The organism is Bradyrhizobium sp. IAR9 (genome assembly GCF_013408065.1).
Classification (GTDB): Bacteria; Pseudomonadota; Alphaproteobacteria; order Rhizobiales; family Xanthobacteraceae; genus Bradyrhizobium.
The window spans coordinates 651,445-664,653 of the sequence record NZ_JACBZW010000003.1 but is presented as its reverse complement, the minus strand read 5'-3'; the positions used below and the strand labels follow the sequence as shown (position 1 = coordinate 664,653).

At 62.9% G+C, this 13,209-nt stretch carries 10 protein-coding genes; 2 read left to right on the top strand and 8 right to left on the bottom strand.

The genetic code is table 11. The features are described 5' to 3' along the window. Positions 1 to 30: 30 nt before the first annotated feature. The 7 genes from GGD67_RS12130 to urtA all read right to left on the bottom strand — a co-directional run bounded on the left by GGD67_RS12130 (position 31) and on the right by urtA (position 6,924). Positions 31 to 408 (bottom strand): zinc ribbon domain-containing protein, encoded by a 378-nt coding sequence (locus GGD67_RS12130; protein ID WP_179732952.1) that lies wholly within the window; start codon positions 406 to 408, stop codon positions 31 to 33. A gap of 94 nt (positions 409 to 502) precedes the next feature. Then, positions 503 to 1,732, bottom strand: a complete 1,230-nt coding sequence (fmdA, locus tag GGD67_RS12125) for a formamidase (RefSeq protein WP_179732950.1) — start codon at positions 1,730 to 1,732, stop codon at positions 503 to 505. 27 nt (positions 1,733 to 1,759) lie between these two features. Further along, positions 1,760 to 2,449, bottom strand: coding sequence for an urea ABC transporter ATP-binding subunit UrtE (gene urtE / locus GGD67_RS12120; RefSeq protein ID WP_179732948.1), 690 nt, complete (start codon positions 2,447 to 2,449; stop codon positions 1,760 to 1,762). 228 nt (positions 2,450 to 2,677) lie between these two features. Beyond that, complete coding sequence (urtD, locus tag GGD67_RS12115) at positions 2,678 to 3,433, bottom strand: urea ABC transporter ATP-binding protein UrtD (protein ID WP_026201736.1); 756 nt, start codon at positions 3,431 to 3,433, stop codon at positions 2,678 to 2,680. 10 nt (positions 3,434 to 3,443) lie between these two features. After that, complete coding sequence (gene urtC, locus GGD67_RS12110) at positions 3,444 to 4,586, bottom strand: urea ABC transporter permease subunit UrtC (protein ID WP_038949523.1); 1,143 nt, start codon at positions 4,584 to 4,586, stop codon at positions 3,444 to 3,446. Positions 4,587 to 4,603: 17 nt separating this feature from the next. Beyond that, positions 4,604 to 5,530: an urea ABC transporter permease subunit UrtB gene (urtB, locus tag GGD67_RS12105; RefSeq protein WP_018316774.1), complete on the bottom strand. Its 927-nt coding sequence runs from the start codon at positions 5,528 to 5,530 to the stop codon at positions 4,604 to 4,606. 134 nt (positions 5,531 to 5,664) lie between these two features. Continuing rightward, positions 5,665 to 6,924 (bottom strand): urea ABC transporter substrate-binding protein, encoded by a 1,260-nt coding sequence (gene urtA, locus GGD67_RS12100; protein ID WP_026201734.1) that lies wholly within the window; start codon positions 6,922 to 6,924, stop codon positions 5,665 to 5,667. A 170-nt stretch (positions 6,925 to 7,094) separates the two neighbouring features. Here urtA and GGD67_RS12095 point away from each other — a divergent pair, with 170 nt between their 5' ends. Both GGD67_RS12095 and GGD67_RS12090 read left to right on the top strand, forming a co-directional pair. Continuing rightward, on the top strand, positions 7,095 to 10,466 hold the full coding sequence (locus GGD67_RS12095) for an ATP-binding protein (RefSeq protein WP_179732946.1): 3,372 nt from the start codon (positions 7,095 to 7,097) through the stop codon (positions 10,464 to 10,466). Further along, positions 10,450 to 11,376 (top strand): response regulator, encoded by a 927-nt coding sequence (locus tag GGD67_RS12090; protein WP_179732944.1) that lies wholly within the window; start codon positions 10,450 to 10,452, stop codon positions 11,374 to 11,376. Before GGD67_RS12095 ends, GGD67_RS12090 begins: the two co-directional genes overlap by 17 nt. A gap of 222 nt (positions 11,377 to 11,598) precedes the next feature. On the opposite strand, the gene GGD67_RS12085 is transcribed toward GGD67_RS12090, so the two are convergent. Next, complete coding sequence (locus tag GGD67_RS12085; protein ID WP_179732942.1) at positions 11,599 to 13,101, bottom strand: NAD(P)/FAD-dependent oxidoreductase; 1,503 nt, start codon at positions 13,099 to 13,101, stop codon at positions 11,599 to 11,601. Positions 13,102 to 13,209: the final 108 nt, after the last annotated feature.

Sequence of the window (13,209 nt, the reverse complement as noted above, 5' to 3'; positions counted from 1 at the left end):
CGCTCCTGTCGTTTATTGGTTTGAGGTGCGTTAGTGGCTGATCATCCACGGCCGCGCAGTCGGAAAGCCCTTGGCGCCGCTCTTCGTCTTGGTCACCAGCCGCGCCGGCTTCTTCTTGTCGATCGCGTTCTTGTCCTTCACGGTCTTGCCCGAAGAGCAGCAGCCGCAGCCGGGACCGTGCGAGGCCTTGTATTGCGCGAGCGTCTGCGGCGCGTGCGAGCTGCGCTCGTTGACGGCATGCGCCTTGCGCTTGTCTGACGGCATGCAGAAGAAATTCGGCGCGGTCAGAATGACGCGCGGCGCAATGGTCTCGCAATGCGGGCAGCTTTGTGGATCGTCGCACTCGGCCATCGGGCGCAGATCCGTAAAAGGTCCGCAGTCGTCACAGAGATATTCGTAGACCGGCATCGCATTATTCCCACGCTCTTGCCTGTTCAGAAATGATCCGGCGGCGGATGCGGGGCGGCAGAGAGACGCCGCTCCGCATCCCGTCGCGCACCGACTACTTGTCCGGCGAGATCGGCATCTGGATATCGCCGGTGATGTGCTTGATGGGACCTGCCGCCGACGGCATCACGTCGAAGTCGAAGATCTCGGTCGGCAGCCACAGCGTGGCGCAGGCGTTGGGCACGTCGACCACGCCGGAGATGTGGCCCTGACATGGCGCGGTGCCGAGGATCGAATAGGCCTGTGCGCCGGAGTAGCCGAACTTCTTCAGGTATTCGATGGCGTTGAGACAGGCCTGGCGATAGGCGATGTGAACATCGAGATAGTGCTGCTTGCCGGCTTCATCCACCGAGATGCCTTCGAAGATCAGATAGTCCTTGTAGTTCGGCGTGATCGGGGACGGCTTGAAGATCGGGTTCTTGACGCCGTACTTCGACATGCCGTCCTTGATCACCTCGACCTTCAGATGCAGCCATCCCGCCATCTCGATGGCGCCGCAGAAGGTGATCTCGCCGTCACCCTGGCTGAAGTGCAGATCGCCCATCGAAAGACCCGCGCCCGGCACATAGACCGGGAAGTAGATCTTCGAGCCGCGCGAGAGATCCTTGATGTCGCAATTGCCGCCGTGCTCGCGCGGCGGCACCGTGCGCGCGCCCTCGGCGCCGATCTTGGCTTTCACGTCGCCCTTGGCGCGGCCGCCATGGGCGGTCGCCGCGAACGGCGGATTGGCAAGGCCCGGCACGCGGGTCGGATTGGTCGAGATCAACTCGGCCTCACGCTTGTTCCAGGTCTCCAGCATCTTCGGATCGGGCAGACAGCCGATCAGGCCAGGATGGATCAGGCCGGCGAAGTTCACGCCGGGCACGTGGCGGGACGAGGTGTAGAGGCCCTTGATGTCCCAGATCGACTTCTGCGCCAGCGGGAAATGGTCGGTGAGGAAGCCGCCGCCGTTCTGCTTGGAGAAGAAGCCGTTGAAGCCCCACAGGCTCTCTTTCATCGGGCCGACGTCGAGCAGATCGACGACGAGGAGATCGCCGGGCTCGGCGCCCTTGACGCCGATCGGACCCGACAGAAAGTGCACGATCGACAGGTCGATGTCGCGCACGTCATCGGCGGAATCGTTGTTCTTGATGAAGCCACCGGTCCAGTCATAGGTCTCGATGATGAAATCGTCACCGGGATTGACCCAGGCCACGATCGGGATGTCGGGGTGCCAGCGGTTGTGCACCATGTCATTTTCGTAAGCCGACTTGGTCAGATCGACCTTGATCAGTGTCTCTGGCATCGAGATGCTCCCCTTTTACACGGTTGGTTAGACGGACAGATATTTCGAGACCTGCGCGGCATCGACGGCGTGGCGCGGATCGTCGCGCACGATCTCGCCGTTCTCGATCACCAGCACGCGGTCGGCGATGTCGAGCGCGAAGCTCAGGACCTGCTCGGACACGACGATCGAGAGCCCCTTCTCGTCGCGGATGCGCTTCAGGGTCCGCGCCATCTCCTTGATGATGGAAGGCTGGATGCCTTCGGTCGGCTCGTCCAGCAGCAGGACCTTCGGCTTGGTCGCGAGCGCACGCGCAATGGCGAGCTGCTGCTGCTGGCCGCCGGAGAGATTGCCGCCGCGGCGGCCCTTCATCTCCAGCAGGACCGGAAACAATTCGTAGATGTCGCCGGGTACCTCGGATTCGCCCGCAACGACGAGGCCGGTCTCGATGTTCTCCTTCACCGTCATGGTGGAGAAGATCATGCGGCCCTGCGGCACATAGGCGAGGCCCTTGGCGACGCGCTCGTAGCTCTTGAGGTTGCCGAGCTCGGCGCCGTCCATGATCACCGAGCCGCTCCTGGCCGGCAGGATGCCCATCAGCGACTTCATCAGCGTGGTCTTGCCCATGCCGTTGCGGCCCATGATCGCCACGATCTCGTTGGGCGCGACCTTGACGTTGAGCCCGTGCAGCACCTCGCTCTGGCCGTAGGCGACGTGAAGATCGGAAATTGCCAGCATCAGCGTGCTCCTAGACTCGGTATGCCTTCCTTCTCCCCTTGTGGGAGAAGGTGGCGCGGACGAAGTCCGCGACGGATGAGGGGTTTGCATCCGCGGATGCGACAGGCCGTTCGACGCGCGGAGAGATACCCCTCACCCGGATCGCATCTGACGATGCGATCCGACTTCTCCCACAAGGGGAGAGGTGCACCGTCGATGCCGCGACGGATTCATTGGTTTTCGCCATCGTCAGTGCCCCAGATAGACTTCGATGACCTTGGGATCGTTCTTGACCTTCTCCATGGTCCCCTCGGAGAGGATCTGGCCCTGGTGCAGCACGGTGACCTTGTGGGCGATATCCTCGACGAACTTCATGTCGTGCTCGATCACCAGCACCGAGCGGTTCTTGATGATGCGGTTGAGGAGCTCGGCCGTCTTGGCGCGCTCGGACACGCTCATGCCGGCGACCGGCTCGTCGAGCATCAGGAGGTCCGGGTCCTGGATCAGTAGCATGCCGATCTCGAGCCATTGCTTCTGGCCATGGCTGAGCTCGTCGGCATAGGTGTTGAGCTTGTCCTTGAGGAAGATCATCTCGGCGACCTCCTCGACCCGGTCCTTCACCAGCTGGTCGCGCTGAAAGGTCAGCGAGCCAAACACGGTGCGGCCGCGTGGAAACGAGATCTCGAGGTTCTCGAACACGGTGAGATCCTCGAACACCGACGGCGTCTGGAATTTGCGCCCGACGCCGGTCTGCACGATCTCGTTTTCCTTCATCTTCGTGAGCTCCTTGCCACGAAACTGAATCGAGCCCGAGGTCGCCTTGGTCTTGCCGCAGATCAGATCGAGCACCGTGGTCTTGCCGGCGCCGTTGGGACCGATGATGACGCGGATCTCGTTCTCCTCGACGTAAAAGGAGAGATCATTGACCGCCTTGAACCCGTCGAACGAGACGGTCAGTCCGGAGACCGCGAGCAGGAAATCCTTGGGCTGGTGTCCAACGAGCATGATGGCCTCCTCACTCTGCCGGTGCGCCGTCGGCGACCGAATTGTCGTTCCAGCCCGGCTTCCGCTTGCGCGAGGCGAACAGCCGATCAATCCTCGGCTGCACGTAATCGGCCCAGAGCCCGGACAAACCGTTCGGGAAGGCGAGCACGACGGCGATGAACAGCGCGCCGAGGCCGAACAGCCAGAGTTGCGGGAAGGATTCCGACAGGCTGGTCTTGGCGAAATTCACCAGGATGGCGCCCCAGATCGCGCCGAAGATCGACATGCGTCCGCCGACCGCGGTGTAGATCACCATCTCGATCGACGGCACGATGCCGACAAAGGACGGCGACATGAAACCGACATTGAGCGCGAACATTGCGCCACCGATCGCGGCGAAGACCGCGGCCATGCAGAAGGCGAAGATCTTGAAGTTGGCGACGCTGTAGCCGGAGAAGCGGACGCGATCCTCCTGTTCGCGCATCGCCACCAGGATGCGGCCGAGCTTGGTCAGGCGGATGAACTGCGCGATGCCGATGCAGGCGAAAAGCAGCACCACCTCGACGAAGTACAGGATGACCTTGGCGTGGTCGGGCCGGATGTCCCAGCCCTTGAGGGTGCGCAGGTCGGTCATGCCGTTGATGCCGCCGGTGTAGCCCTGCTGCCCGACGATCAGGATGGTGAGGATGGCGGCGACGGCCTGGGTGATGATCGCGAAATAGGTGCCGCCGACACGGCGCTTGAACATCGCGGTGCCGATGATCAGCGCGAACAGGCCGGGGACCAGGATGATGGCGAGGATGGTGAAGGTGAGGCTGTGGAATGGTTGCCAGAACAACGGCAGCGACGTGATCTGATTCCAGTCCATGAAATCGGGGATGCCGGGCGTCGACTGGATCTTCGTGTTCTCGACGCTGGAAGCCTCGAGCTTGAGGAACATCGCCATGCAGTAGCCGCCGAGACCGAAGAACACGCCCTGGCCGAGGCTCAAGATGCCGCCATAGCCCCAGCACAGCACGAGGCCGAGCGCGACAAAGGCGTAGGTGAGGTATTTCGCGACCAGGTTGAGGCGGAACACATCCAGCGAGAGCGGCAGGATCACGAACAGCACGGCCGCCAGGACGATGAAGCCGATGAGCTCGGAGCGATTGAAGAAGCGTGAGTTGATGATCATGACTTGCCTGCTTCTCCTTACTTGCGAACTTTGAGGGCGAAGAGACCCTGCGGCCGCAGCATCAGGATGCCGACGACAGCGAGCAGCGTCAGGACCTTGGCCATCGAGCCCGACATGAAGAATTCGAGCGTCGATTGCGTCTGCGAGATCGAGAACGCGGAGGCGATGGTGCCGAGCAGGCTGGCCGCGCCGCCGAATACGACGACCAGGAACGTGTCGACGATGTAGAGCTGTCCGGAGGTCGGCCCGGTCGAGCCGATCATGGTGAAGGCGCTTCCGGCGATTCCGGCAATGCCGCAACCAAGCCCGAAGGTGTAGCGGTCGACCTTCTCGGTGTTGATGCCGACCGCTCCGGCCATGATGCGGTTCTGCACCACCGCACGGACCTGGCGGCCCCAGCGCGACATGTACATGACGTACGCGACCGAGAGAGTGATCAACACGGTGAGACACATCACGAAGACGCCGTTGATCGGCACTTCGATGCTGTCGGTTACGTGCAGCGAGCCCAGCATCCATTGCGGCAGCTCGACGCCGACCTCACGCGCGCCGAACACGGAGCGATAGGCCTGCTGCAGCATCAGGCTGAGGCCCCAGGTGGCAAGCAGCGTATCCAGCGGGCGCTTGTAGAGATGCCGGATCAGCACCCACTCCACCAGCATCCCCAATGCGCCGGACGCGACAAAGGCCAGGATCATCGCAAGGAAGAAATAGCCGCTGAACAAGCCCGGCAAATAGGACTGGAAGACATTCGAGGTCATCCAGGTGACGTAGGCGCCGAGGATCATGAACTCGCCATGGGCCATGTTGATGACGCCCATCTGGCCGAAGATGATGGCAAGCCCGAGCGCCATCAGGACGTAGACCGAGAACAGGATCAGTCCTGCAAAGCCCTGCATGACGAAGATGGAGCCAAGGTCACCAAGCGAGTAGTCGCCGAACATCGATGTCCTCCGTCGGGGATAAGGGTCCCGCGTCGCGATGCAGGTTCGCGACGCGGGGGTCTTGGGCGTGGATTTGCGGTCCACGCCAGGGAGAGGCTTGGTGGTTGGAAGAAAGCGCGACTGGGCGCGCTTCTTTATTGGTAGCCCTTGGGGAACGGATCGGGCTCGACGAGATCGGCGGTCTCGTAGATCAGCTCGAACTGGCCATCGAGCTTGGCGCGCCCCACCCGGGTCTTCGACCAGAGATGATGGTTCTCGTGGATGCGCACATAGCCTTCCGGCGCGCCCTTGAACTCGACGCCGGGCGAGGCCGCCGCGATCTTGTCGACGTCGAAGGAGCCCGCCTTCTCCACCGTCAACTTCCACAGCCACGGGCCGAGATACGCAGCCTGGGTGACGTCGCCAATCACGGTCTTCTCGCCCCAGGCCTTCTTGAACGCCGGCACGAACGCCTTGTTGTTCGGATTGTCGAGCGACTGGAAGTACTTCATGCAGGCATAGGCACCCGCGATGTTCTCGCCGCCGATGCCGTCGATCTCGTCTTCGGTCACCGAGATCGTCAGCAGCGCCTGCTTGGAGAGGTCGATGCCGGCGGCCTTGAGCTGCTTGTAGAAGGCGACGTTGGAGCCGCCCACGACGTCGGTGAAGATCACGTCGGGCTTGGTCAGCTTGATCTTGTTGATGACCGAGTTGAACTGGGTGTTGCCGAGCGGATAGTACTCCTCGCCGACCACCTTGCCCTTCAGCACGTTCTCGACGTGCTTGCGCGCGATCTTGTTCGAGGTGCGCGGCCAGATGTAGTCGGAGCCGATGAAGAAGAACGACTTCGCGCCCTTTTCCTTGGCGATCCAGTTCAGGCCGGCGAGAATCTGCTGGGTCGCTTCCTGACCGGTGTAGATGACGTTCTTGGACTGCTCGAGGCCTTCGTAGAAGGTCGGGTAATAGAGCATGCCGTTATACTGCTCCATGACCGGCAGCACCGCCTTGCGCGAGGCCGAGGTCCAGCAGCCCATGATCGCCGCGACCTTGTCGTTGACCAGCAGCTTCTTGGCCTTTTCCGCGAAGGTCGGCCAGTCGCTGGCGCCGTCTTCCTGGATGAACTTGATCTTGCGGCCGAGCACGCCGCCGGCGGCATTGATCTGCTCGATGGCGAGCTTTTCGGCCTCGATCGACCCGGTCTCGGAGATGGCCATGGTGCCGGTCGCCGAGTGCAGGATGCCGACCGTGACCTCGGTGTCGGTGACCGCAAGGCCGGTGGTGTTGACCGCCGAGGTCGCGGGAGCCTGCGCAAAGGACGCCCGCGGCAGCATCGTGATGGCGGGCACGGCGGCCATTCCCATCAATAGTTTGCGCCGGAGCGGCGACAAAAGGCCCTTGTTTGGTTCGTCTGACATGAGCACCCCACTTTTGTTCGAGGACACGCGATTGGTGCCGTGAGGATGGCTCGGATTGATGCAGTGCCAGCATACGCAAGATCGCGTATACTGCACCGCAAAATGCCGACGTAGGCTTTTGGTACGGAATTTGCGAGGGCTCCGGGTCCGTATCAGGAGTGGGGTAAAGCGTGGCAGGGCGGCAGCGAATAGACCGCGTCAGGCGCCAGTACAACCAATGGGTCGCCAACCAGACCCTGGAGGACTATGCGCTGCGCTTCACGGCGAAGAGCGCGCGCCGCTGGTCCGCCGCCCGGGTCGCCAACACGGCGCTGGGCGCGATCTCGTTCCTGGCGATGGAGGCGATCGGCGGCACCATCACGCTGAACTATGGCGTCACCAATGCGACCGCCGCCATCCTCGTGGTCTCCCTCATCATCTTCTGCTGTGGCGTACCGATCGCCTATTATGCCGCCAAATGCGGCATCGACATCGACCTGCTCACGCGCGGCGCCGGCTTCGGCTACATCGGCTCCACCGTCACCTCGCTGATCTACGCGTCCTTCACCTTCATCTTCTTTGCGATCGAAGCCGTGATCCTCGCGTCCGCCCTCGAAATGTGCTTCGGGATTCCGCGGCCGATCGGCTATCTCATCAGCGCCGTCGTCATCATCCCGCTGGTGGCGTACGGCATCACGCTGATCAGCCGCTTCCAATTGTGGACGCAGCCGCTGTGGATCGTGCTCCACATCATTCCGTTCGCGGCGATCGCCTGGCACAACCCGCACTCTTTCACGGAGTGGCGAAAGTTCTCGGGCGAGCACGGCGACCTCAACGGGCATTTTGACCTGCTGCTGTTCGGGGTTGCGGCTTCCGTGGTGTTTTCGCTGGTGGCGCAGATCGGCGAGCAGGTCGACTTCCTGCGATTTTTGCCGCGCGACCGCCGCGCCTCCAGGGCGTCCTGGTGGGTGGCGCTGATGAGCGCGGGACCGGGCTGGATCGTGCTGGGCGCGCTGAAGCTCCTGGCGGGTTCGTTCCTCGCGTTCTTCGCGCTCAGCCACGGGGTGCCGCCCGAGGAGGCCGCCGAGCCCGCCCATATGTATCTCGAAGCGTTCCGCTATGTGCTGTCCCAGCCTGACCTCGCGCTGGCGTTGACCGGCACGTTCGTGATCCTGTCCCAGGTGAAGATCAACGTCACCAACGCCTATGCCGGCTCGATCGCCTGGTCGAACTTCTTCTCGCGCCTGACCCACAGCCATCCCGGCCGCGTCGTCTGGCTGATCTTCAACGTCATCGTGGCGCTGCTGTTGATGGAGATCGGCGTCTACAAGGCGCTGGAGCAGACGCTCGCGCTCTATTCGAACGTCGCGATCGCCTGGGTCGGTGCGCTGGTCGCGGATCTCATCGTCAACAAGCCGCTTGGATTGCGGCCACAGCAGATCGAATTCAAACGCGCGCATCTCTACGACGTCAATCCGGTCGGCGTCGGTGCGATGACGATCGCGACCATTGTCTCGATCAGCGCCTTTTACGGCCTGTTCGGGCCGACCGCGAAGGCGCTGTCGGCCTTCATAGCGCTGGCGGTTGCCTTCCTCACCGCACCGTTGATTGCCTGGGCCACGGACGGCAAATACTACATCGCGCGCAAGCCGAAACGGAGCTGGCAGGACATCGAGGCGATCCAGTGCTGCATCTGCGAGCACGCGTTCGAGCCGGAGGACATGGCCTCTTGCCCCGCTTATGCCGGCCCGATCTGCTCTCTGTGCTGCTCGCTGGATGCCCGCTGCCACGATCTCTGCAAGCCGCACGCGCGGATCCAGGCGCAGGTATCGGAGACGCTGGGCAAGCTGATGCCACAGCCGATCTACGCGCGCATCAACTCGCAACTCGGCCACTATGTCGGCGTGTTCGTGGTCTCCGCCGGCCTCGTCGCGCTGGTGCTGGGCCTGATCTATCTGCAGACCTCGGCAAGCGTGCATGGCGAGAACGCGCTCGTCTCCGACGTGCTCTGGAAGGTTTTCTTCTCGCTCAGCATCATCATCGGCGTGGTGGCGTGGCTGTTCGTCCTGGCGCAGCAGAGCCGCCGCGCGGCGGAAGCCGAGACGCGACGGCAGACCGCGCTGCTGATCCAGGAGATCGACGCGCACAAGCGCACCGACGCCGAGCTGCAGCGCGCCAAGGAAGTCGCCGAATCCGCCAACCTCGCCAAGAGCCGCTACGTGGTGGGCCTGAGCCACGAGCTGCGTTCACCGCTGAACGCGATCAGCGGCTATGCCCAGCTCCTGGAGCAGGACACGACGCTCAACACCAAGCCGCGCGACCAGCTCCGCGTCGTCCGCCGCAGTGCCGACCACCTCTCCGGCCTGATCGACGGCATTCTGGACATCTCCAAGATCGAGGCGGGACGGCTGTATCTGTCGCGCGACGAGGTGCGCTTCAGCGAGTTCCTCGATCAGCTGGTCGGCATGTTCCGCCTTCAGGCCGCTGCCAAGGGCATCGATTTCGTGTTCAGGCGGCCGGCGTATTTACCGCTGGTGGTCTATGCCGACGAGAAACGGCTGCGCCAGGTGTTGATCAATTTGCTCTCGAACGCCATCAAGTTCACCCAGACCGGCAGCGTGCAGTTCGTGGTGCACTATCGCAGCCCCGTTGCCGAGTTCGAAGTGATCGACACCGGTCCCGGCATCCAGGGCGACGATCTCGAACGCATCTTCGCGCCGTTCGAGCGCGGTGCGCTCGGCGTCTCGCAGCCGCAAACCGGCACCGGCCTCGGCCTGACCATCAGCCGTCTGCTCGCCGGCGTAATGGGCGGCGATATCAAGGTCATGAGCACGGTCGGCACCGGCTCAACGTTCAAGGTCAAGATCCTGCTCTCGGAGGTCACCAATCCGCAGCTCATCGCGCCGGTGGAGGCCCCGGTCTCCGGCTATCACGGCGCGCGCAAGACCATCCTCATCACCGACGACGACCCCGTGCATCGCGACCTCCTGCGCGAGGTGCTGACCCCGCTCGGCTTCATCCTGCTCAGCGCACCGGATGGCCCCGGCTGCCTCGCATTGGCGCAGCATTGCCGGCCCGATCTGTTCCTGCTCGACATCTCGATGCCCGCCATGGACGGCTGGGCCGTCGCGGAGGCCTTGCGCGCGAGCGGCCATCACCAGGCCCGCATCCTGATGGTGTCGGCCAGCGCGATCGAGGCCCACGGCGCGCCGCTGGCGCAGCCCTTCCATGACGGCTATTTGATGAAGCCGATCGACATCCCGAGGCTCCTGGAGACGATCCGCCAGCTCCTCAAGATCGAATGGCAATACGGCTCGGACGAGATCGCGGTGCCGTTCTGGCGCCCCGAAAGCGGATCGAGGCCGCCGGCGCGGCACATCGAGGCGCTGATCGGGCTCGGCCAGATCGGCTACGTCAGGGGCATCCAATTGAAGCTGGACGAGATCGGCAGCGAGCATCCGGAGCACGCCGACTTCGTCGCGCAGATGCGGTCGCTGGTCGACCGCTTCGATCTCGAGCAGTACATGGCCACATTGAAGACGTTGCATGCGCATGAACATTGAGTCGAAAAAGCGCGACGTCGCGCTGGTCGTGGATGACTCTCCCGAGACGCTGCGGCTGCTCACCGACGCGCTCGACGGCGCCGGCATGACGGTGATGGTGGCGCTCGACGGCGCGGCCGCGATACGCATCATCGACCAGATCACGCCCGATATCGTTCTGCTCGATGCCGTGATGCCCGGCATCGACGGCTTCGAGACCTGCCGTCGGCTCAAGCGCGATGCGGGTCTTGCCAATGTCCCCGTGATCTTCATGACAGGCCTCGCCGAAACCGAGCATATCGTGCGCGGGCTCAAGGCCGGCGGCGTCGATTACGTGACAAAGCCGATCGTGATCGAGGAGATGCTGGCGCGCATCCGCGTCCATCTCGGCAATGCCCGGCTGACCCAGAGTGCGCGCGCCGCGCTCGACGTCTCCGGCCGCGTCCTGTTCGCGGTCGACCGCCATGGCAATCTGCTGTGGGCAACACCGCAGGCGCAGAAGCTGCTGTCCGATCATCACGGCGCACAGGCCGACGATTTCGTCCTGCCGCCATCGCTGCTGCTATGGCTGGAGCAGGCCAAAGCCAAGGGCAGCTCGAAATCCCAAGCGGCTTGCTTGCCCGACAATCCGCAGCTGCGGCTCTATTACATGGGCGAAACCGCGCCGAACGAATTCCTGTTGCGGCTCTCCAGGGAGTCCGGCACCGCGCTGCCGCCAGAATTCACCAGCGAACTCGGCCTCACCACCCGCGAGGGCGAGGTGCTGGCCTGGCTCAGCAAGGGCAAGACCAATCGCGACATCGCGCAAATCCTGGGACTCAGCCCGCGCACGGTCGACAAGCATCTCGAGCAGATCTACGCAAAACTCGGCGTGGAGAACCGGACCGCCGCGGCGGCGATTGCGGCGAATGCGACGCGAAGGAATTCGTAGAGCTGCTGGGGTGAGTTGGGAGGCTGTTCACGCAACAACCGCTGTCGTCCCGGACAAGCGAAGCGCAGATCCGGGACCCGTAGCCACAGCCGATGTTTGGCGAAGGCTCGGAGTTAGCAGCTCGCTCCATAACTACTCCCTGTGGTTACGGGTCCCCGCCTTCGCGGAGACGACAGTGGAGGATGTGGCAATCGTTACCGCCCCTTACACCCCCGAGCGCCCTCACCCGTACACAAACGCCTTGTCATCCAGATCCGTCTTCGGGATCTCGTCCTTCTCCGTCCAGTAATCCTGGCTGTGCTGCCATTCCGGCTTGTCGCCGCGCTTGGGCAACAGATCCATGTTGCGCATCATGTAGCCGGGGTTGAAGTTTTCCGGATCGATCCAGGGCAGGATCGGCATGTTGTGGTCTTCGGCGCGCAAGCGTACCTCGACCTTCTTCGCACCCTTGTCCTTCATGTGACCAAGCAGCCGGCAGACGAAGTCGGCGACGAGATCGACGCGCAGCGTCCAGCTGGCGCGGAAATAGCCGAACACCCAGACCATGTTCGGAACGCCCGTGAACATCATGCCGCGATAGGTGACGGTATCGCCGAAGGCGAGCGGCTTGCCGTCGATCTCGAAGGCGATGTCGCCGAGCGCGGCGAGATTGAAGCCGGTCGCGGTGACGATGACATCGGCTTCCAGCAGCTTGCCGGACTTGAGCTGAATGCCGTTCTCGACGAAGCATTCGATCTCGTCGGTCACGACGGAGGCCTTGCCGCTGGCGATGCCCTTGAACAGATCGGCATCGGGCACGAAGGCGATGCGCTGCCGCCACGGCCGGTAAGTCGGCGTGAAATGCGTCCCGACGTCGTAGTCGGGACCGAGCACCGCGCTGATCTGGCCGATCAGGTCCTTCTTGACCTGTTCTGGCTTGGACACGCAGAGTTTCGTGAAGGCATCCTGCTCGAACAGGATCTTGCGCCGAACGATCTCGTGGATCCAGGCCTCATCGACCTGAAGCCGGCGCAGCTCTTCCGCGATCTCGATGGCGTTGCGGCCGAGGCGAAAATAAGTCGGCGAACGCTGCAGCATGGTGACATGCGCACATTGGTCAGCGATGTTCGGCACCAGCGTCGCCGCTGTGGCGCCCGAGCCGATCACAACGACCTTCTTGTTCGTGAGGTCGACGTCATCGGGCCATGTCTGCGGATGGACGATGCGGCCTTTGAAGCGATCGGTGCCCTTCCATTCCGGCGTGTAGCCTTCCGAATGACGGTAATAGCCCTGGCACATCCAGAGGAAGTTCGCCGTGAACGTCCTCGGCTCGCCGGTGTCGGTCGTCACCGCCTCAATAGTCCAGAGATTCTGCTCGCTCGACCAGCTGGCGGAATTGATCTTGTGCTTGTAGCGGATGTGCTTGGCGATACCGTTGTCGTCGATCACCTCTTTCATATAGGTGAGGATTTCTTCGGCGGTCGCGATCGGCGGCCCGACCCAGGGCTTGAAGCTATAGCCGAACGTATGGAGATCACTGTCCGAGCGGATGCCGGGATAACGATGCGTGCTCCAAGTGCCGCCGAACGTCGCCTGCGTCTCCAGGATGACATAGCTCGTGCCCGGAAGCTGCTTCTCGATGTGATAGGCGCTGCCGATGCCGGAGATGCCGGCGCCGACGATCAGCACGTCGAAATGTTCAGAAGCCTGTTTGGCGGTGGCGTGACTGCGAACAGCGACATTCATTGTTGCTTCTATGCCTTGCTTGTTTTTGTGGCCGCCCTTGACGGACGACGCGTTTCCTCCGCGGCCGGCATGATCACCCGCCGCGCTTCCGCTTCAAAATGACATAGA

Bases quoted from the DNA above. Each gene is read 5' to 3' on its own strand.
- GGD67_RS12130 (WP_179732952.1), bottom strand. From the start codon at position 408: ATGCCGGTCTACGAATATCTCTGTGACGACTGCGGACCTTTTACGGAT.
- fmdA (WP_179732950.1), bottom strand. From the start codon at position 1,732: ATGCCAGAGACACTGATCAAGGTCGATCTGACCAAGTCGGCTTACGAA.
- urtE (WP_179732948.1), bottom strand. From the start codon at position 2,449: ATGCTGGCAATTTCCGATCTTCACGTCGCCTACGGCCAGAGCGAGGTG.
- urtD (WP_026201736.1), bottom strand. From the start codon at position 3,433: ATGCTCGTTGGACACCAGCCCAAGGATTTCCTGCTCGCGGTCTCCGGA.
- urtC (WP_038949523.1), bottom strand. From the start codon at position 4,586: ATGATCATCAACTCACGCTTCTTCAATCGCTCCGAGCTCATCGGCTTC.
- urtB (WP_018316774.1), bottom strand. From the start codon at position 5,530: ATGTTCGGCGACTACTCGCTTGGTGACCTTGGCTCCATCTTCGTCATG.
- urtA (WP_026201734.1), bottom strand. From the start codon at position 6,924: ATGTCAGACGAACCAAACAAGGGCCTTTTGTCGCCGCTCCGGCGCAAA.
- GGD67_RS12090 (WP_179732944.1), top strand. From the start codon at position 10,450: ATGCGCATGAACATTGAGTCGAAAAAGCGCGACGTCGCGCTGGTCGTG.
- GGD67_RS12085 (WP_179732942.1), bottom strand. From the start codon at position 13,101: ATGAATGTCGCTGTTCGCAGTCACGCCACCGCCAAACAGGCTTCTGAA.